Raw genomic sequence first — 19,536 nt, 5'->3', positions numbered from 1 at the left:
GCCATGCTTAGCTGACTAATAATTAGTTTCAGCCTATTTCAGTCTAACCATGAGTTTTTTATGCCGTTAACCGATCAACACCGTTTTGGCATGCAGTTGGCGCAGATGTCTCGCGGCTGGCGCGCCGAACTGGATCGCCGTCTTGCCGGCCTTGGCCTGTCCCAGGCCCGCTGGCTGGTGCTGTTGCACCTGGCGCGTTTCGAAGAAGCCCCCACTCAGCGTGAGTTGGCACAAAGCGTCGGTGTTGAAGGACCGACACTGGCGCGCCTGCTCGATAGCCTGGAAACCCAAGGCCTGGTGCAGCGTCAGGCGGTGGCGGAAGACCGCCGGGCGAAAAAGATCGTGCTGTGCGCGCCCGCCCGTCCCTTGATCGAACAAATTGAAACCATTGCCGCCGAGTTGCGCCATGAGCTGTTTGAGGGTGTCAACGAGGAAGATATGCGGGTGTGTATGCGGGTCCATGGGCACATTCTGGCCAATCTGGAAAAATCTTGAGGCATAACCACACCGCAGACTTTTGAGAACTGGCACAGAGCAGACTATAAGAACTACCAGGCAATAACGTGTTCGTACTGGACGAAACCGGTCAATGAACCGTTCCTGAATTTTCTGGTGCAGGCGAACCAGCCCAATGGGCATTTGTTGCGCGAATACACGGTGCTGATCGATCCACCGGGTTCACCGGGGATCGTACCGGCGAGTGATGTCGAGCCGGCCCCGACGATCAGCCAGCAACCCACTGCCACCGCACCCGTCAAAACGCCTGCTGCCCCCCCGGTGAGCACGGCGCCTGCGGCTACCGACCCGACTTCCGAGCTGCTGGCAGCCAGCGTCCTGGAAAACCAGCAACTGAAACAAACGGTCGATCAGTTGAACACCCGGCTACAAGCCCAGGATGAGCAGATCGCCAGCCAGCGCAAGCAAGTCAGCGATCTGCAAACCGAGTTGGCCGAAGCCAAAAAAACCTTGCCCGCCCCCGTCATTCCTGTCGCGCCAGTTCCGGTGCCCGCAGCCGCCGTGGATGAGACGAGCAGTGGTTGGGCGTTGTGGCTGATCGGCGGTCTGTTGGTGCTTGGCGTGCTGTTGCTGCTGGGCTTGTTTGCGCTCCGTCAGCGGCGGGTACAGGCTGTATCGGAACCCGCGCCGCGACATGAGCCGGTGGTCAGTCGGGGAGCGCCCGATAGTGCGCAGAAACCATCGATTGAGCTTTCTACGACACAGGTCACCCCTGTGAACCGTGAAGCGGCTCAGGGGGCAGAAGTGCTTGAGGGCGTCGGTATCTACCTGACCTATGACCGCTTCGCCGAGGCAGTCAGTCTGTTGCGCGAAGCCTTGCTCAAAGAGCCGCAGCGCAGCGATTTGAACCTGAAGTTGTTGGAGGTGCTGGGGCTGCAGGGCGACAGCGCAGCGTATTCGGACCACGAAAACAGCTTGCTTGAAGCGGGTTACAGCGCCGAGGTGCTGGAGCAGATTCGCGCACGTTCGCCGAAACTGACCAGTGCACAATCGTCGGCGACACTTGAGTCGACGGCTGAACCTGCGGCCTCGCTACGGGATGAGTTCCAGCTGAATCTGGATGACCTGTCGATGGACTCGAGCTGGGACCTGGCCAGTCCGTCCGACACAACAGCGGCAATGGCTAACCCCATGGATCAGCTGGAACCGCTGGAACCGCTGGACGATGGCTTTCCAGATCATTTCGCCGATGCATCACCGCCCCTGGAGCTCGAGCCGTTGTCGGGCGAATTCGCGGTACCGGCGCACGACGAGAATCACCCCGGCAAACTGGAAGAAGCGCAGAACTGCATCGACGACGGTGATCTGGACAGCGCCATTGCGCTATTGAACGAGCTACTCAAGGACAGTGATGAATCCTTGAAGCAAACTGCCCGCAACCTGTTGGCCAGTATTCGCTGAGCTCCTGTGGGAGCATGGCTTGCCAGCGATGGCGTCCGTGAGATCGCTATCGCCAGCGAGCTGGGCTCCTACAGGTCTTGCGCAGCCATCAATTTGCGCCATACCTGCGATCAGAACGTCTGCCCAAGGTTCAGGTAAATCGCTCTCTGATCGTCGTCATTGAAGCCATAGCTGAAGTTCAGCGGCCCCAAAGGCGTGTCGAAACCGAGGAATACACTGGCAGCGTTGATGTAGCCGCTGTCGAATTCGTTGTCGTTGTTCCAGGCGCGGCCACGTTCCAGCGACGCTCCGATGTACAGCGGGAAGTCCAGCGGCAGATAAGCCCGCGGCGTCAGGCGACGGTAATACACCGCGCGGGCCAGGCTGATGTTCTGGCCGGAAATCGAGTCCTGCCGGAAGCCCGACAGTTGTCGCGCCCCTCCGAGCACGAAGCTCGAGGTCACCACGTCGGTCTGATCCAGGGTGCGCCCGTAGCGACCGCCAAGGATGAAGGTGTCCGGGCCGCTGCTCAGTGCCTTGTCCAGTTTGAATTCCCATTGACGGTAGCGTTTGTCTGAACCCAGCGTCGGTTCGAATTCGCGGAATGCCAGGCCAATGTCTTCGCCCGTATGAGGGAAGTACACATTGTCCAGCGAGTCGAACGAATACTTGAGCTGGTAAAACCCCTCGCTGAAGCTTTCGCTGGGCAGGCTTTGGTCACCAATCCGCACGTTTGCCTTGCCCCACGCCTCACCGATACCGAAACGGATTTCGCCGCTGTTGCCGATTTGTCGCCCGACATTCAAACCGAAGCCATAACGCTCAAGGCGATATTCGGCCACCGGGTCGTTGTCCAGGATGGCCTCGACGTTCCGCGATTCGAACGCCGCATACGGTGCGACAAAGTAGCGAGAGCCGACGTCCAGTGGCTGGTAGAACTCGGTGTAGAGTTCCTGCCGATCACCAATCTGCGCTCGTGTCAGCCATTCCGCACCGAGGCGGTTGATGGCGTTCATTCGGTAACTGGCGCCAATGTTGAAGGCGCTGTCACCGCGCATATCGTCAGACAGGTTCAACCCAAGGCGCAGGTAGTCGGTACCGCTGCGTTTGCCGCGAGCACTGATCACCAGCGTGTGGTTCTGGCCTTTGTGGACCACGCGGTACTGCACCTGTTCGAAGTAGTCCAGGCCGTACAGGGTGCCCATGTCGGTCTGCAAACGCTCCAGGTCCAGCGGTTCGCCGATGATCTGGCGAATGTAGTAGCGGATCACGTCGTCGCCGATCTTCGAGTCATTTTCGACCTTGATCGCAGTGATGATCGGCGTGCGCTGACCGGGAGCGCGAGCGGCGGTCAGTTCACCGTCCACCGGCTCGGCGGGACGCAGGCGTGCCAGCCGGGCATCGAGGATACGGGTGGCGCGATAACCGGCATCGATCATTTCCTGGGCCTTGCCGAAATCGGTGGCACCGAAACTGGCCAGTGGCGGCTGGATCAGCACATCGTCCTTGCGCAGCTCCGCGAGCTGCTCCTGGGAATTGCGGCGAGTCATGAGGGTGATTGACTGGTTCAGCACGTCGACCACGGTTGTCAGTTGTTTACGGCTGCGTAACGGGGTGCCGATATCGACCACGATGGCGACGTCGACGCCCATCTCGCGGGCCACGTCCAACGGAATGTTGTCGGTCATGCCGCCGTCCACCAGCAGCCGGCCATTGAGTTCGACCGGGGCGAACACGGCGGGGATCGACATGCTGGCGCGGATCACCTGGGGCAGGTGGCCTTTGCTGAAGACCACTTTTTCGCCGCTGGCAATGTCGGTTGCGACGGCGCGGAAAGGGATCGGCAGTTTGTCGAAATCCCGGGTGTCACTGGCGTGAGCGAGCAGGCTTTCGAGCAACAACGCCAGGTTCTGCCCCTGAATGACTCCCAGCGGCAGGCCGAGGCTGCCGTCGTCGCGAAAGCTCAGTTTCTGCTTGACCAGGAAGTCGCGGTCGTCTTGTTTGCGTCGGAACGGCACGTCAGCACGTTGCGGCGCATCGGACAGGGCCTGTTGCCAGTCGATGCCCAACGCGAGCTTTTCCAGTTCGTCGATCTTGTAGCCCGAGGCGTACAACCCGCCAATGACCGCACCCATGCTGGTGCCGGCAATCGCATCAATCTTGATGCCTTGCTCTTCCAGCGCCTTGAGCACACCAATATGCGCCAGCCCACGCGCCGCGCCCCCCGACAGCACCAGTCCGACTTTCGGTCGGGGTGTTTCAGCGGCATACGCGAACAATGGGAGCACACACAGCAACAGGCAGGACAGCAGACGGCGCATCGGGAGTCTCGGGCGAGCGGCAAAGGCGGCTATTATAGCGGCGCCATCGAGCTCAGGAGTCCAGCACGCCATGACCACACACAAACCGGAAGTCGTCATCACTTACTGCACGCAATGCCAGTGGCTGTTGCGCGCCGCCTGGCTGGCCCAGGAGCTGCTCAGTACCTTCGGTGACGACCTGGGTAAAGTTTCTCTGGTGCCGGGAACCGGCGGGGTGTTTTTCATTACCTGCGACGGCGTGCAGATATGGGAGCGCAAGGCCGAGGGTGGCTTCCCGGAAGCCAAGGTGCTCAAGCAGCGGGTTCGCGATCAGATCGACCCGGATCGCGATTTGGGCCACAACGACAGAACTCAGTGAGACGCTGCTTCGGCCGCCACGTTTTTCTTGCTTGAGCTGCCAGACAGGCTGCTGGACACCACGATCGCGATGATGATCAGCGCACCGCCAATCAACATCCGCAGTGTCGGATTCTCATCGAACAGCAGCCAGGCGACGGTGATGCCATAAACCGGCTCCAGTGCAAACACCACCGCGGCGGTACGGGCCTTGATCACCGCCAGGCTGGCAACGAACAGGCTGTGGGCGACGCCGGTGCAGAACACCCCGAGCAGACCGATCCATAGCCAGTCGATGGCGCGCACCTCACTCAAGCCTGGTGCCGCCACCGGCAGCAGACAGAGTGCGACCACTACGTTCTGACACAGCGCTGCCTGCACGGCGGGTATCCGCCCGGAGCTGGCACGGTTGGTCAGCGACAGCAAGGCGAACAGTAGGCCCGAGCCCACGGCCCAGAGCAGGCCGCTGGTGGCTTCACTGGCGAGGTCGAAATCCGGGGTAACCAACACCAGGCCGACGCTCACCAGCGTCACTAGGAGTATTTCATTGGCACGGATTCGCTCGCGGAAGATCAGGCCTTCGAGGATCACTGTGAACGCCGGGAAACTGGCAAAGCCCAGGGTCGCAATCGCCACGCCGGCGACTTTCACTGCAATGAAAAAGCTTACCCAATGCCCGGCCAGCAACAGACCGCTGAGCAACAGGCGACGCCAGTCCACCGCTTCGAGTTTCTGCCAGCCGGTGTTGCTGGCGAAACGGGCAAAGAATGCCAGCGCGATCACTGCGAATGCCGCACGGCCAAAGACAATGATGGCAGGGGAGGCCGCGGCGAGTTTGCCGAACACACCCGTCAGGCCAAACATCAATGCGCCGATATGCAGGGCGCCAAGGGCGGTACGCGGAGTCATTTCAATCCTTAATCCATAGAAACAATGACGACATTGAACCGCGTGACGGCCTGATCTGTCTGTCGTCAGACTCGCGTTTTTTATCGCCAGCCTAGCGCTTGTTCGCTGTACGACGCAGCGTGCCCGGCGAGGCGCCGAACTCGCGCATTACCGCTGCGGCGAATGCGCTCTGTGAGCCATAGCCGACACGGCAGGCCACTTCGCCGATGGGCAGCGCGGATTCACGCAGCAACTTCACCGCGATGTGCAGGCGGCGACTGCGGATGTAATCCATCGGCGTCTGTCCGCATTCAGCGACAAAGCGTGCGTGCAGACGTGCGCTGGACAGCCCGGCGACGCGCGCCAGATCGGCGACTTGCAGCGGATAGGCGGCGTATTGGTCGATGTGCGCATTGAGCGCGGCGTAAGGCAGGCGGCGCCCGGCGATGCTGCTCGGCGCGGCGTTGTTGAGGCTGGCGAGCAACAACACGGCGCCTTGCTGGGCGATCAGCGGGTCTGCGACCGGGCTGCTCGCCAGCCAGCTCACCAGCTGGCTTTGCCCGGCATCCAGCGGCAAGCGTCCGGGGTTGTCGAGCAAGCGCCGACTGGCCTCGGCATGCTCGCCCAATGATTGCGAAACCCATTGATCGCTCGGCACATCGAGCACCAGGCAGCGGCTGCCATTCGGGCTGCCGCAAGCGTGATGAGCGCCTGACGGTACGACTACAAAACTCTGCTGCACCACCTGGCTGCCATGACCGCCGACCTCGAAGTCGAGCGCACCCGATAGACCGAACACCAGTTGCGCGTGGTCATGGCTGTGGACGATCAGGTCGTGGGTGTACTGGCGTAGCGTGAGGATCGGTCTCATCGCAGTCTCCTGGGCAGACTCGCAGTCTACACCGGCCGCGCCTGGGTTCGGGCTGTCATCAGACTGCCGTATTTGTGTCATGGGCTATTAATCGCTGCGGTGCAAGCTTGCGGAAAATCCCGCAGAGGTTGTCCATGACCAGCGCCGAACGTGCCAAACCCAGCCTTAAACAACGCGTGCGTACCTTGTGGATTTCCGATGTGCACCTCGGCACCCGGGATTGCCAGGCCGAGCATTTGTCGCAGTTTCTCAAGGGCTATCAGGCTGACAAGATCTATCTGGTCGGCGACATCATCGATGGCTGGAAGCTGCGCAGCGGCATGTACTGGCCGCAGGCTCACACCAACGTCATTCGCCGTTTGCTGACCATGAGCAAGCGCGGCACCGAGGTGATTTACGTCACCGGCAACCACGATGAGTTTCTGCGGCGTTATTCGAAGCTGATCCTGGGCAATATTCAACTGGTGGACGAGGCGGTCCACGTCACCGCGGATGGCCGGCACCTGTTGGTGATTCACGGCGATCAGTTCGATGTGATCACCCGTTATCACCGCTGGCTGGCGTTTCTTGGCGACTCGGCCTACGAGTTCACCCTGACCCTCAACCGCTGGCTCAATCACTGGCGTGCTCGCTACGGCTACGGTTACTGGTCGTTGTCGGCGTACCTCAAGCACAAAGTCAAAACCGCGGTCAGCTTCATTAGCGACTTCGAAGAGGCCATCGCCCACGAGTGTGTCAAACGCGAGCTGCACGGGGTGGTTTGCGGGCACATCCACCATGCGGAAATCCGCAAGGTCGGCGAGGTGGACTACCTCAATTGCGGAGATTGGGTAGAGTCGTGCACGGCCTTGATCGAGCATTGGGATGGCTCGATCGAGTTGTATCGGTTGGCGGATGCACAGGCGCGAGAGGCACAGCTCAAGGCTGTGAAGGTTGCAGAACCGGCGTAAGTCGCGAAGTGTTTGCTGTCAGGTCTGGACCTGTTGCGACAGTAGCAGCTGCCGAGCCTGCGTGGCTGTGTTGGAGGACGTATTCCTCGCAATTCCTGTATACGCGGGTTACCTGACTCAACGACTGCTTCGCAGCCGAACGCAGCCTCGCAGGCTCGGCAGCTGCTACGGAAGTAGTCCTGCGGCGTATTTCAGCGTTGTATGGATACCCAAACCGGTTCCGAGGAGATTCAGACCGGTGCGTGTTCTTCCATCGCTGCCATGTAGATCGAATTTTTCGGTCGGGCAAACAGGCGTTCCATCATCGGTTCGAAAAAACTCAGCGGCAGGCTCTCGTAGTCCGGATCAAAGGCCGCAGCGTCATACCTGGCGCAGAACTCGATGGTTTGCCGGTACTGCGGGTGTTCGCGAAATTGCTCGCGCAGGTGCCGGTCCATGCCCAGGTAATGGAAGAAGTAATAGCCCTGGAAAATCCCGTGCTTTTCTACCATCCACAGGTTTTCAGGGCTGACGAAAGGCTTGAGGATCGCCGCCGCAATGTCCGGGTGGTTGTAGGAGCCAAGGGTATCGCCAATGTCGTGGAGCAGCGCACACACCACGTATTCCTCATCCCGGCCATCGCGCCAGGCACGGGTGGCGGTTTGCAGTGAGTGGGTCAGCCGATCGACCGGGAAACCGCCAAAATCACCCTCCAGTAGTTTCAGGTGCGCCACAATCCGTGTCGGTAGTTGTTTGGCGTAGGCACTGAAGTCTGCGGCGATGATCGCCCAGTCTTCCTGCGTACCTTCCTTCATATGGGTGAAACGGGCGTGCGCATTCATCAGCTATCCTCTTATTGTTTTCGAAGGGACGTCGTGCAGTGTAGAGCTTGGATCCAATGCTGCACTGGCCATGTGGGACGGCTTGATGGCCCGGCGAGCCTAGAAAGGCACTTTGCCGAGGATCATGTCGCGATACATGACGAAGTCGCCGAGCAGGCTGTAAAGCGGATGCTGGAATGTCGCCGGCCGGTTCTTTTCAAAGAAAAAGTGTCCGACCCAGGCGAAGCTGTAGCCGGCCAGGGGCAGGGCCAGCAAAAATAGCCAGGCACCTTTGCCGATAGCGAAGGCCAGGATGAAAATCACCAGGCTGGTGCCGACAAAGTGCAGGCGTCGGCAGATACTGTTGCTGTGTTCGCTGAGGTAATACGGGTAAAACTCGGCGAAGCTGCTGAAACGTTTGATGTTTTCCACGACTGCGATCTCTGTGGTTATTGCGCTGCTGAGCGGATGTTCTGCGGGCAGCTTATTTAAGTCTAGAGTCATCAGTGGCAACAGCCAGTGACCTTGGGCGCCACTTTAGTATCCTTCTGAAATTGGCCGTGATACGCGCACATCAAGTAAGAAAACGCCATGAGCGAACGAACGACTTCTGCAAGCTGGGCGATGGGGATTGTCAAGGCACTGGAGATGGACGGCCTGGATTGCCGGGTCTTGTTCACACAGTTGGGGCTCGACTATGCGGCGCTGGATGATCCGGATGCGCGCTTTCCTCAAGATTCGATGACACGGCTCTGGCAGCGCGCGGTAGAGCTGTCCGGCAACCCGGCGATCGGTCTGAACATGGGCAAGTTGGTCCGCCCGGCATCGTTTCATGTGGTCGGTTATGCGTTGATGTCCAGCCAGACCCTGGCGGAAGGCTTTCAGCGCCTGGTGCGTTATCAGCGGATCATTGCTGAAAGCGCCGACCTGAGTTTTCGCCTGTTACCCGAAGGTTATGCACTGATTCTGACGGTGCATGGCGACCATCTGCCACCCACCCGACAAAGTGCCGAAGCATCGCTAGCCTGCGCGCTGAGCCTGTGTGGCTGGCTGACCGGGCGCACCTTGCAGCCACGCAAAGTGCTGATGCAGGGCGATCAACCCAAAGACCTCGAACCCTATAAAAAAGCCTTTCATGCACCGCTGGAGTTCAGCGCGCCTTATGACGCACTGATTTTCGAACAAGCAGACATGGACACGCCGTTGCCGACTGCCAACGAGGCCATGGCGTTGTTGCATGACCGGTTTGCCGGCGAATACCTGGCGCGGTTTTCTGAAAGCCGGGTCACCCACAAGGCACGGCAAGTGCTCTGTCGCCTGCTGCCGCAAGGCGAGCCCAAGCGCGACACGGTGGCGCAAACCCTGCACTTGTCCCAGCGCACCTTGCAGCGACGCCTGCAGGAAGAGGGCACGAGTTTTCAGACGCTGCTCGACGACACGCGCCGTGAGTTGGCCGAGCAGTACCTGGCGCAACCGAACATGACCCTGCTGGAAATTGCCTACCTGTTGGGGTTCGCCGATCCGAGCAATTTCTTCCGGGCTTTTCGGCGCTGGTTCGATACCACACCCGGCGAATACCGGATGCGGTTGATGGACGTGCCCAAAGCACTCAGTGACGCCAAAATGCCGGGATGCACAGTACAAACACGGTGATGATCTCCAGTCGCCCGAGCAACATGCCGAGGGACAGAATCCACTTGGCGGCGTCGGGCAGGCTGGCGAAGTTACCGGACGGTCCGATGGTTTCACCCAGTCCCGGACCCACTCCGGAAACCGTGCTGGCGGCGCCGGTCAAGGCTGTCATCCAGTCCACGCCCAGCAGCGACAGCGCCAGGGCGATGGCGCAAATGGTGATCGCAAAGAAGAACGAAAACGTCAGGATCGAGCGCACGATTTCTTCGTCGAGACGATGACCGTTGTACTTCTGCTTGATCACCGCACGCGGGTGGATCAGTTGATTGAGGTTGGCCTTGAGCAGGATAAAGGCCACCTGGAAACGGAAGATCTTGATCCCGCCAGCGGTCGACCCCGAGCAACCACCGACAAAGCCCAGGTAGAAGAACAGCATCAGTGAGAAGTTTCCCCACAAGCTGTAGTCCCCCAGCGCAAAACCGGTGGTGGTGACCACCGAGGTGACGTTCAGCGCGACATGGCGCAGTGCGTCCAGCCAATGCAGGTCGGTGGTCCACCAATACCAGGTGCCAAGTACCAGCCAGGTCACCAGCAGCATGCCGAGCAATCCCTGCACTTGCTGATCCTTGATCAACGCCCGCCGATTGCCGCGCAAGGTCGCCACGTACAAGGTAAATGGCAGGCTGCCGAGAATCATGATTACTACCGCGACCCAGTGCACGGCCGGTTGCGTCCACTTGGCCAGGGACTGGTCGGAGGTGGAGAAGCCGCCGGTGGATATTGCCGACATCGCATGGTTAACCGCATCGAACGGGCTCATGCCCGCCCACCAGAACGCCAGGCTGCCGAGGATGGTGATGCCGACGTAGGCGGCGACGATCAGCCGGGCCACCATGTGCGAACGCGGCATGACTTTTTCGGAACGGTCCGACGATTCGGTCTGAAACAGCCGCATGCCGCCGATGCGTAGCAGTGGCAGAATCGCGACCGCCATGCCGATAAAGCCGATACCACCCAGCCAGTGCAGTAACGAACGCCACATCAGGATCCCCGGAGACATGCTGTCCAGGCCGCTGAGCACAGTAGAACCGGTGGCGGTGATGCCCGACATGCTTTCGAAAAACGAGTCGGTGTAACTGATGCGCTGAGTCAGCAGGAACGGCAATGCCGCGAATATGCAGACCACTACCCAGCTCGACACGGTGAGCAGGTACATGTCCCGCGGGCGCAGGTGTATATGCTCGGGTCGCCCGGGGATGACCAGCGCCAGACCGGCGACAAAGGTAATCGTGCTGGCCCAGAGGAACGACGGCAGGTCGCTGGTGCGGTCGTAAATCAGCAGGGTTGCCATCGGCACAACCATGCTGATGGCCAGGGTGATCAGGAAGATGCCGATGATGAAACCAATAATCCGTAAGGTCGGCAACGCCATGAGGTCCGCTCGGGCTGATAGGGAAGGGCGCCATTCTACCTGCGAGGCAGGGCATGTAAACCGGCACCCCGGCGGCAGTTGCCGCTAGAATAGCCAGACATTTTTTTCAGGAGGTGGCCGATGCAGGCTCTCGACGCTTTGCTCAACCGTGTATCCGTTCCGCGTTTGCTCGACCCGGCGCCCACTGCTGCACAACGGGAAGTGTTGTTTTCCGCAGCCATGCGCGCGCCGGATCACGGGCATTTGCAGCCGTGGCGTTTCCTGACGGTCGAAGGCGCGGCGCGCGAGCAATTGGGCGAGATACTGGCTGAGGCTGCACGCCTGCAAGACGCCGATGTGCCTCAGGCCCTGGTGGACAAGGCGCGCAACGGCCCGCTGCGTGCGCCGTTGGTGGTCGTTGTAGTGGCGCGCGTTCAAGACCACGTCAAAGTGCCAAAGTCCGAGCAGTTGCTGGCGGCAGGTTGTGCGGCACACGCTATCTTGCTGGCGGCTTACGCTCAGGGGATCGGCGCAGTGTGGCGTACCGGCGAACTGGTCTATTCGGCGCATGTGGCCCAGGGGTTGGGCCTGGCCGAAGGTGAAGAAGTGATTGCATTCCTTTACCTGGGCACGCCGCAGAACGAACCGCGGGTGGCCGGGAAAGTCGATCTCGCCGAGTTTGTCGGCGCCTGGCCTGCCAAGCCCTGAATCATTGGCAGATTGATTTAATGTGGGAGCGAGCCGGCTCCGGGCGGCGATCCGACGATAAGCCGGCACATTCAACATAGATGTGACTGTCAGGCCGCTATCGCGAGCAGGCTCGCTCCCACAGGTTTTTAGGGTTGTACGGTCGCGCCGGGTTCTAATGGCAACTCCAGGCTGGCAATGAATCCGCCTTCCGGGTGATTGGCCAGAATCAGGCTACCGCCGTGGCGCTCCGCCGCACGCCGGGCGATGGCCAGCCCCAGGCCATGTCCGGCGGCTGTCTGCCCGGGCGCCCGAAAAAACGGCTCCCCCAGTTGGTTCAAATGCTCGGCTTCTACACCGGGGCCATGGTCGCGCACGCTGATCACAATCCGGTCTCCCTGACGCAATGCCAGCACTTCAATCGGTTGTCCTGCCGGATTGAAGCGTTGGGCGTTGCGCAACAGGTTGTCCAGTGCCCGCTCGATCATGGTCGGCCAGCCCTTGAGGCTTAATTGCGGTTCGGCTTCGATACGTATGCTTTGCTCCGGAGCGCCAAGCTGAGCGTCTTTTTGCACTGTATTGAGTAGTCCATTGAGGTCAATCTCTTCGGCACTCGCGTTGTCGGCGTCGACCCGTGCCAGCACCAGAATTTCACTGATCAGTGCTTCCAGGCGATCACATTCGCGGGTCAGTCGTGGCCAGAGCTTTTCGCGTTCCTCGGGGCCGGCCCGTTCCGCGAGGGCCAGGGCGATACGCAACCGGGCCAAGGGTGAACGCAGCTCGTGAGACACGTCGCGCAGCAGTTGCCGCTGGCTGCCGATCAGGCTTTGCAGGCGTGAGCCCATGCGGTTGAAGTCATTGGCCAGCACGCCAAACTCGTCACGCCGATTGGCCAGCCGCGCCAGGCTGTTTTGCTGATAGGTCGTCTGACCGAGGTCGTGCACCGCACCGCGCAGACGGCTCAACGGGCGGGTGATGGACAGCGTCACCAGCAGGCTGAACAGCGTCAGCACCACCAGGGCAATCGACAGCGCACTGAGGGGCCAAAGCAGGCTGTTGCGGTGCCAGGCGTTGAGCTCTGGATGCGGAATTCGGTAGATCAGCAAGTAAGTTTCGGCGGTTTTCGGGCTGGTGTACTCGACCGTCAGACGCCGCCAGGGCAGGTGGCGGCCGCTGTCGTCGGGGTTGTCGTTCTGCCGTGCTTCCAGGGCTGCCGCGCGGCGAGGAAAGGTCCCGCGCACCACCGGGTCACCACCTTCGTTCAGTACCTGAACATCGATGTGGTAACGCCGTTTGCGTTGTTCGAGCAAGGCCTGTGCCGCGTCCTCGCCTTTTTCTTCGTAGAGTTGCGTCCATTCCTGCGCCAGGGTATTGAGGCCCGGGTGGCGACTGAGAATCCAGGCGTCCTGGTTCAACATGTGCCCGAGCAGGATCGATAACCCTGCAACCAGAGCGATGGCCAGCCAGAAGCTGGCAAGGATGCGCCAGAACAATGAACGCACGGTAAGTCCTCAAACAAAGAAAGCCCAATGGCGATTGACCATTGGGCTGGGGGGAAACGCTAGAGCATTATTGCGTTTTTTTCGGTTGTTGGGCTTTCCAGGCCTGGAACTGCTCCCATTCGGCTTTGCGTTCGGCCCGCTTTTTTTGGATAGCATCGAACTTCTGCTGTTGGTCCGGCTTGAGAAGGGCACGTATGTCCTGCTCGGTTTTCTGGCGGCCGGCCGCCATTTGGTCTTTCATGGCCTGCTGATCGGCTGGCGAGAGTTTTTGCAGGTACTGCTCGACCAACTCTTTACGCGCATGCATCTGCTCGCCGATCAGTTTGCGAATCTGTTCGCGTTGTTCGTGGCTGAGGTTCAACTCTCTGTACATGCCTTTGCCGCCGTGCATGTGCTCGCTGTATCCGTGGCCATCCATTGGACCCATCGGACCTTGGCCTTCTGGTGCAGCCATGGCAATGGTTGGCAGTGCAGCGGCGAACATCAAAGCGATAAGGGTCTTGCGCATGGTGTGTCTCCTTGTCTCGTTCCCGGTGTGTTCCGGATGAGTACAGATTACGCAGATCAAGGTCAGCGGCGGTACGACTGCTTCGCCCGAGCGCGGACCGAGCCGAACGCAGGCTCGCGGGCTCGCCAGCTGCTACAGGGCCGTGTTGGGTTCAGAGGCTGTAGTAATAACCGCGGCTGCGCAGGGCAACGATGCGCGGGCGGCCGTCGGGGTGTGGGCCGATTTTTTTGCGCAGGTTGCTGACGTGCATGTCGAGGCTGCGGTCGTACAGGGTCAGCTTGCGCCCGAGGGCGATCTGCGCCAGCTCTTGCTTGTCCAGCGGTTCGCCGGGTTGCTTGAGCAGGGCTTCGAGCAGGCGACTTTCAGAGACGGTCAGGGTGAACTCCTGTTCGTCGATGCTGACCACGCCACGGACCGGGCTGAAGCACAGGTCGCCGAGTTCCATCTGGCTGGACACCGCTGCCGGATGACTGCGTCGCAGCACCGCCCGCAGGCGCGCGGTCAGCTCTCGGGGATCACAAGGCTTGGCCAGGTAATCGTCGGCGCCCAGTTCCAGCCCGAGGATCCGGTCCAGCGGCTCGCCACGGGCCGAGAGCATCACCACCGGCAGGTCCGGGTGGTCATTGCGCAATTGCTTGAGCAGCTCCAGACCGCTGCCGTCGGGCAGCATCACGTCCAGCACCACTGCTGCCGGCGCAGATTCGGCCAGGGCGCGGCGCGCACTCAGACCGTCGTGGCAAGCGCGCACAACAAAACCTTCCTGGCTCAGCCAACTGCTCAGGAGCTCACACAGCTCCTGATCATCATCAATTAGTAACAGCTCGCTCATGACTCACTCAATTTAGCCATTGCCGACGTGTTCTACGTCCACCACTGGCGAAGATACCGCAGAGCAGGGCCAATAGCGCTACCCCCGCGCCTGTGACGAACCACTGCTGTTGATCGGTCAGCAGGCGCGGCAGCGGGTTTGCCTGGGCTTCCTTGAGTTGCAGCTTGAGGCGCTGATTCTCTTGGCGTAACCGGCCCAGCAAAGCGCTTTCGCGTTCGTTATCGGCATTTTGCAGTTGTTTGTTCAGCTCTTCTCGTTGTCGCTCGCTCTCTTTCAAGCGCTGTTGCAATTCGGTGATCTGGCTTCCGGCGCTTAACGACAGCGGCGTTGAATAGCCTGAGTCCGAGTGCTCTTCGGCGTGGGCGAAGGCCCCGATTGATAACGTGACCAACAGCAGACACAGCGGACCTTGGCGCATCGAAACTCCTGATTCCAATCGAGTGTTGGGCAGGTTGTCGGCCGTTGAACGAGAATAATGAGCAATTGAACACGCGATGAACCGAAGGTTCATCGCGCAGAGGCTGGGTTATGGCAGGACTTGCTTGAACGGTTTGACCAGAACGTTGGCGTAGACGCCTGCCGCGATATACGGGTCGGCGTCGGCCCAGGCCTTGGCGGCTTCGAGGGAGGCGAACTCGGCGACGATCAGGCTGCCGGTGAAACCTGCTGCGCCCGGATCATTGCTGTCGATGGCAGGGTGCGGGCCTGCCAGGACCACGCGGCCCTCGGCCTTGAGCTGTTGCAGCCGCTCGATGTGGGCAGGGCGCGCAGCCAGGCGGTTTTCCAGGGAGTTGGCGACGTCTGTAGCAATAATTGCGTAAAGCATGTCAGTCCTCGGTTTTTGGCGTAGAAGTGTCGGCGTCGTGCAGGTGGCGGGACAGGTAAATGCCCTGGCCGACCAGGAACAGCAGGGTCATGCCCAGGCTGCCGAAGACTTTGAAATCGACCCAATAGTCCTGGAAGGTGAACGCAACGAACAGGTTGGCCGCGCCGCAAAACAGGAAAAAGCCGATCCAGGCGATGTTCAAGCGGGTCCAGACCAGGTCCGGCAGGGTCAGCGCGTGGCCCATGATGCGTTTGATCAGCAACTGGTCGCCGATGAAGTGGCTGCCGATAAAGGCCAGGGCGAACAGCCAGTTGACCACCGGCGCTTTCCATTTAAGGAAGGTTTCGCTGTGGAAAGCCAGGGTCAGGCTACCGAAGACCAGGCAGGCAATGAGGGTCAGCCACTGGCTCTTCTCCAGCTTGCGCTGTTTGATGAACAGCGTGCCGTAGACCACCAGGGAGCTGGTGATCAGCATCGCAGTGGCGCTGTAAATGCCGCCTACGGTCAGTGGATAACCGGCGATGTCGACGACTCGTGGATCGATTTTGAAGACGATGAAAAACAGCAGAAGCGGGATGAAGTCGATGAATTGTTTCACAGTGGCAGCCAGAAGCAGGATGTGGCGGCATAATAACAAACATATTGAGTCGCGAAAGCGCCAGCTGATTTGAGGTTACACAGTCCTGTGAATGTTGATTTGCACTGCCATAGCACGGCCTCCGATGGCGCCCTGGCGCCTGCGGTACTGGTTGCGCGTGCGTTCGAGAAAGGCGTGCGAGTCCTGGCCTTGACCGATCACGACACCCTTGAAGGCCTCGACGAGGCCCGCAGCGCTGCGGTTGCGCTGGGGATGCAACTGATCAACGGCGTCGAATTGTCCTGTACCTGGGGGGGCGCGACCATTCATGTGCTCGGTTACGGGTTCGACGTCAATGCCCCGGCGCTGGTCGAGGCGATTGCCAAATTGCGTGACGGGCGCTGGCTGAGGTCCGAAGAAATCAGCCGCAAGCTCGAACTCAAGGGCATGCCGGGCGCGCTGGAAGGTGCGCGGGCTATCCAGCAGGAGCTCGGTGACAGTGGCAATGCGCCGGCCCGACCGCACTTTGCCGACTATCTGGTCCGTGCAGGCTTCGTCAAGGACCGTGCCGAAGCCTTCCGCAAGTGGCTGGGCGCCGGCAAGCTGGGGGACGTCAAGCAGCACTGGCCGACCCTGGAAGAAACCGTCGAAACCCTGCGCGCTGCCGGGGCATGGGTCAGTCTGGCGCACCCTTGGCACTATGATTTCACCCGAAGCAAACGCCGTCGCCTGATTGCCGACTATATTCAAGCAGGCGGCCACGCAATCGAGGTGGTCAATGGCCATCAGCCGGCCGAGCAGGTTGGCAGCCTGGCTATTCTTGCGCGTGAGTTCGGTCTGCTGGTCAGTGCCGGCAGTGATTTCCATGGACCCGGAGGCTGGTCCGAGATCGGCGAGTACCGCCCACTCCCGGAGGACCTGCCACCACTTTGGTGTCGGTTCAAACATGACCCAGCCGTTATTGCCGTCTGAACAGGTAGACAATGTGAGTCAATTTTTCCAGATTCATCCGGAAAACCCGCAAGCGCGCCTGATCAAACAGGCTGTCGAGATCATCCGCAATGGCGGGGTAGTGATTTATCCTACTGACTCGTCCTACGCCATTGGTTGCCAGATCGGCGACAAGACTGCTGTGGAGCGCGTGCGTCGGCTGCGTCAGCTGGATGAAAAGCACAATTTCGCGCTGATTTGCAGCGACTTGTCACAGTTGGGGCTGTTCGCCAAGATCGACACCGGCACCTTCCGTTTGCTCAAGGCCCACTTGCCGGGGCCGTACACGTTCATTCTCAACGCCACCCGCGAAGTGCCGCGTCTGCTGCTGCACCCGAAGAAGCGCACCATCGGCCTGCGGGTGCCAAGCCATCCGATTGCCCTGGCGCTGCTCGCAGAGCTGGGCGAGCCGCTGATGAGCGTGACCCTGATCATGCCCGGCGACACCGACCCGTTGAGTGATCCGTATGAAATGCGTCAGTTGCTTGAGCATCAGGTCGACCTGATCATCGACGGCGGTTTTGGCGGTATCAAAGCCTCCACGGTGATCAACCTGGCCGACGGCGAGCCAGAAGTGATTCGCGTCGGTTGCGGTGACCCCGCGCCGTTTACGGTTGAGGCCTAGATGTCCGCAGTAGAGCCCGTCGATAGCCAGGCCGGGGCACAGCAAGAGCTGCCGTTCGCCATGGTCTATGGCCAGGCGGTCATGGAAATGCCGCTGGACCTGTACATTCCGCCGGACGCGCTGGAAGTCTTCCTTGAGGCCTTCGAAGGCCCGCTCGACTTGCTGCTGTACCTGATCCGCAAGCAGAACATCAACATCCTCGACATTCCGGTGGCGGAAATTACCCGGCAGTACATGGGCTATGTCGAGTTGATGCAGTCGGTGCGCCTGGAACTGGCCGCCGAGTACCTGGTGATGGCGGCGATGCTCGCCGAGATCAAGTCGCGGATGCTGCTGCCGCGCTCGGCCGAGATCGAAGAGGAAGAGGACGATCCGCGCGCTGAGCTGATCCGTCGCTTGCAGGAGTACGAACGCTTCAAGGCAGCCGCTGAAGGCATCGATGGCCTCAGCCGGGTCGGCCGCGATGTAGTGGTGCCCAAGCTCGATGCCCCGCAGGCGATGGCGCGCAAGTTACTGCCGGACGTGAGTCTGGAAGAGTTGCTGATGTCCATGGCCGAGGTGCTGCGCCGTGGCGATATGTTCGAAAGCCATCAGGTCAGCCGCGAGGCATTGTCAACGCGCGAGCGCATGAGCGATGTGCTGGAACGGCTCAAGGGCGGCGGCTTTGTGCCGTTTGTCGAGCTGTTCACCGCTGAAGAAGGACGCTTGGGTGTGGTCGTGACATTCATGGCGATCCTCGAACTGGTCAAGGAATCCTTGGTCGAGCTGGTGCAGAATGAGCCGTATGCGGCTATCCATGTGCGGGCGCGAGCCGAATAACGAGCAAAATCAATGAATCTGAGTGAACCCCGCGAGCTGGCGCCACTGCTTGAAGCCTTTCTGTTGGCCTCGGGAAAGCCGCAGTCGATGGAACGCCTGTTCGAGCTCTTCGAAGAGGGCGAGCGCCCGGAGCCGCCGGTCTTCAAGAAGGCCTTGGCGATTCTCGCGAAATCCTGCGACGGTCGGGCTTTTGAGCTGAAGGAAGTCGCCTCTGGCTACCGTCTGCAAATTCGCGAGAAGTTCGCGCCTTGGGTCGGACGTCTGTGGGAAGAGCGCCCGCAGCGCTATTCCCGGGCGATGCTGGAGACCATGGCGTTGATCGCCTATCGCCAGCCGATCACCCGTGGCGAGATCGAGGATGTACGCGGCGTGGCGGTCAACAGCCACATCGTCAAGACCCTGCTGGAGCGTGAGTGGATCAGGATCGTCGGTTATCGCGACGTACCGGGCAAGCCGGCGATGTTCGCCACCACCAAGGCGTTTCTCGATCATTTCAACCTGAAGAACCTCGACGACCTGCCACCGTTGGCCGAACTGCGCGAGCTGGAGCCCGAACCGATGCTCGAGTTCGACGACGCACCGGTGCCGCAGAGCCTGCAAGAACTGGCCGATGCCAGCGCCGAGCCGGAAGAACCGAAAGACGAGACCAGTTTCCATACCTTGTTGCTGGAACTGGACTCGATGGAAGAGGGGATCAAGACCGATTTCGACGACTTGCTGCGTGACGGCGCGGTCAGCGACAGCGAGCCGCAATCGCCCGTTGATACGCCTGTAGAGGTGGCGGTAGAGGCCGAGCACCAGGCCGAGGCCGAAACTGAAGAAGTTGAGGATGAGGCTGAAGACGACGTCCTGGGCGTTGCCGAAGCTCGCGAGAAACTCCTCGCAGCCGTCGCTGCACTGGAGCAGCCCAAGCCAGAACCCGAACTGAGCGAAGAAGAAGCCGAAGCCCAGGCCCTCGCCGAAGCGATCGAGAACGAACGCCGCCAATTCGACGACTGACACAAACCCTGTGGGAGCGAGCCTGCTCGCGATAGCGGTGTATCAGACAACATTGATGTCGACTGACAC

General features: G+C 60.4%; 22 protein-coding genes. 10 read left to right on the top strand and 12 right to left on the bottom strand.

The window, feature by feature from the left end:
- Positions 1–60 precede the first annotated feature (60 nt).
- Together AC1DH9_RS07880 and AC1DH9_RS07875 are read left to right on the top strand one after the other, a co-directional pair.
- Positions 61–495, top strand: coding sequence for a MarR family transcriptional regulator (locus tag AC1DH9_RS07880; RefSeq protein WP_054596242.1), 435 nt, complete (start codon positions 61–63; stop codon positions 493–495).
- A 117-nt stretch (positions 496–612) separates the two neighbouring features.
- Entirely contained in the window at positions 613–1,917 is a 1,305-nt protein-coding gene (locus AC1DH9_RS07875) for a FimV/HubP family polar landmark protein (protein WP_477808010.1), read from the top strand.
- A gap of 110 nt (positions 1,918–2,027) precedes the next feature.
- On the opposite strand, the gene AC1DH9_RS07870 is transcribed toward AC1DH9_RS07875, so the two are convergent.
- Entirely contained in the window at positions 2,028–4,217 is a 2,190-nt protein-coding gene (locus AC1DH9_RS07870) for a patatin-like phospholipase family protein (RefSeq protein WP_427539197.1), read from the bottom strand.
- 70 nt (positions 4,218–4,287) lie between these two features.
- Between AC1DH9_RS07870 and AC1DH9_RS07865 the strand changes: the two genes are divergently transcribed.
- Positions 4,288–4,575 carry an Rdx family protein gene (locus tag AC1DH9_RS07865; protein WP_427539194.1) on the top strand — a complete coding sequence of 96 codons (288 nt, stop codon included), beginning with the start codon at positions 4,288–4,290 and terminating at the stop codon, positions 4,573–4,575.
- On the opposite strand, the gene AC1DH9_RS07860 is transcribed toward AC1DH9_RS07865, so the two are convergent.
- Together AC1DH9_RS07860 and AC1DH9_RS07855 are read right to left on the bottom strand one after the other, a co-directional pair.
- The gene (locus AC1DH9_RS07860) at positions 4,569–5,462 is read right to left on the bottom strand and encodes a DMT family transporter (RefSeq protein ID WP_427539191.1); all 894 of its coding nucleotides are present in this window, start codon (positions 5,460–5,462) and stop codon (positions 4,569–4,571) included. The two genes, AC1DH9_RS07865 and AC1DH9_RS07860, sit on opposite strands and share 7 nt — an antisense overlap.
- A gap of 91 nt (positions 5,463–5,553) precedes the next feature.
- The gene (locus AC1DH9_RS07855) at positions 5,554–6,312 is read right to left on the bottom strand and encodes a helix-turn-helix transcriptional regulator (protein ID WP_427539188.1); all 759 of its coding nucleotides are present in this window, start codon (positions 6,310–6,312) and stop codon (positions 5,554–5,556) included.
- 134 nt (positions 6,313–6,446) lie between these two features.
- On the opposite strand from AC1DH9_RS07855, the gene AC1DH9_RS07850 reads away from it, so the two are divergent.
- Entirely contained in the window at positions 6,447–7,262 is an 816-nt protein-coding gene (locus AC1DH9_RS07850) for a UDP-2,3-diacylglucosamine diphosphatase (protein WP_427539185.1), read from the top strand.
- 230 nt (positions 7,263–7,492) lie between these two features.
- On the opposite strand, the gene AC1DH9_RS07845 is transcribed toward AC1DH9_RS07850, so the two are convergent.
- Together AC1DH9_RS07845 and AC1DH9_RS07840 are read right to left on the bottom strand one after the other, a co-directional pair.
- Positions 7,493–8,083, bottom strand: a complete 591-nt coding sequence (locus AC1DH9_RS07845) for an HD domain-containing protein (protein WP_427539182.1) — start codon at positions 8,081–8,083, stop codon at positions 7,493–7,495.
- Positions 8,084–8,182: 99 nt separating this feature from the next.
- Positions 8,183–8,494 (bottom strand): Mpo1-like protein, encoded by a 312-nt coding sequence (locus AC1DH9_RS07840; protein WP_427539179.1) that lies wholly within the window; start codon positions 8,492–8,494, stop codon positions 8,183–8,185.
- A gap of 159 nt (positions 8,495–8,653) precedes the next feature.
- Between AC1DH9_RS07840 and AC1DH9_RS07835 the strand changes: the two genes are divergently transcribed.
- Positions 8,654–9,715: an AraC family transcriptional regulator gene (locus AC1DH9_RS07835; RefSeq protein ID WP_427539176.1), complete on the top strand. Its 1,062-nt coding sequence runs from the start codon at positions 8,654–8,656 to the stop codon at positions 9,713–9,715.
- On the opposite strand, the gene AC1DH9_RS07830 is transcribed toward AC1DH9_RS07835, so the two are convergent.
- Positions 9,672–11,126, bottom strand: coding sequence for a TrkH family potassium uptake protein (locus AC1DH9_RS07830; RefSeq protein ID WP_427539173.1), 1,455 nt, complete (start codon positions 11,124–11,126; stop codon positions 9,672–9,674). The two genes, AC1DH9_RS07835 and AC1DH9_RS07830, sit on opposite strands and share 44 nt — an antisense overlap.
- A 120-nt stretch (positions 11,127–11,246) precedes the next feature.
- On the opposite strand from AC1DH9_RS07830, the gene AC1DH9_RS07825 reads away from it, so the two are divergent.
- Positions 11,247–11,813 (top strand): NAD(P)H nitroreductase, encoded by a 567-nt coding sequence (locus tag AC1DH9_RS07825; protein WP_427539170.1) that lies wholly within the window; start codon positions 11,247–11,249, stop codon positions 11,811–11,813.
- 128 nt (positions 11,814–11,941) lie between these two features.
- Here AC1DH9_RS07825 and AC1DH9_RS07820 read toward each other — a convergent pair whose 3' ends face one another.
- The 6 genes from AC1DH9_RS07820 to AC1DH9_RS07795 form a co-directional block, all read right to left on the bottom strand.
- Entirely contained in the window at positions 11,942–13,294 is a 1,353-nt protein-coding gene (locus tag AC1DH9_RS07820) for a sensor histidine kinase (RefSeq protein ID WP_427539167.1), read from the bottom strand.
- Between the two features lie 67 nt (positions 13,295–13,361).
- Positions 13,362–13,802, bottom strand: a complete 441-nt coding sequence (locus tag AC1DH9_RS07815; RefSeq protein WP_123583953.1) for a Spy/CpxP family protein refolding chaperone — start codon at positions 13,800–13,802, stop codon at positions 13,362–13,364.
- 151 nt (positions 13,803–13,953) lie between these two features.
- Positions 13,954–14,631 (bottom strand): response regulator transcription factor, encoded by a 678-nt coding sequence (locus AC1DH9_RS07810; protein ID WP_019692426.1) that lies wholly within the window; start codon positions 14,629–14,631, stop codon positions 13,954–13,956.
- Between the two features lie 7 nt (positions 14,632–14,638).
- A complete protein-coding gene (locus AC1DH9_RS07805; protein WP_054596256.1) occupies positions 14,639–15,049 on the bottom strand; it encodes an SH3 domain-containing protein in 411 nt (136 codons plus the stop codon).
- A 108-nt stretch (positions 15,050–15,157) separates the two neighbouring features.
- On the bottom strand, positions 15,158–15,457 hold the full coding sequence (locus AC1DH9_RS07800) for a YciI family protein (protein ID WP_054596257.1): 300 nt from the start codon (positions 15,455–15,457) through the stop codon (positions 15,158–15,160).
- 1 nt (position 15,458) lies between these two features.
- Positions 15,459–16,055: a septation protein A gene (locus AC1DH9_RS07795; RefSeq protein WP_427539163.1), complete on the bottom strand. Its 597-nt coding sequence runs from the start codon at positions 16,053–16,055 to the stop codon at positions 15,459–15,461.
- An 87-nt stretch (positions 16,056–16,142) separates the two neighbouring features.
- On the opposite strand from AC1DH9_RS07795, the gene AC1DH9_RS07790 reads away from it, so the two are divergent.
- From AC1DH9_RS07790 to scpB, 4 genes are all read left to right on the top strand, one after another.
- Entirely contained in the window at positions 16,143–17,006 is an 864-nt protein-coding gene (locus tag AC1DH9_RS07790) for a PHP domain-containing protein (protein WP_054596259.1), read from the top strand.
- A gap of 13 nt (positions 17,007–17,019) precedes the next feature.
- Positions 17,020–17,649 (top strand): L-threonylcarbamoyladenylate synthase, encoded by a 630-nt coding sequence (locus AC1DH9_RS07785; protein ID WP_427529859.1) that lies wholly within the window; start codon positions 17,020–17,022, stop codon positions 17,647–17,649.
- Between the two features lie 120 nt (positions 17,650–17,769).
- Positions 17,770–18,468: a segregation and condensation protein A gene (locus AC1DH9_RS07780; protein WP_427539219.1), complete on the top strand. Its 699-nt coding sequence runs from the start codon at positions 17,770–17,772 to the stop codon at positions 18,466–18,468.
- A gap of 12 nt (positions 18,469–18,480) precedes the next feature.
- Entirely contained in the window at positions 18,481–19,467 is a 987-nt protein-coding gene (scpB, locus tag AC1DH9_RS07775; RefSeq protein ID WP_427539160.1) for an SMC-Scp complex subunit ScpB, read from the top strand.
- The last annotated feature ends 69 nt before the right edge of the window (positions 19,468–19,536 follow it).

It is taken from the genome of Pseudomonas sp. 05T35, assembly GCF_056396605.1.
Note: the sequence above shows the minus strand (reverse complement) of the source record. Positions and strands in the feature narration are given on the sequence as shown.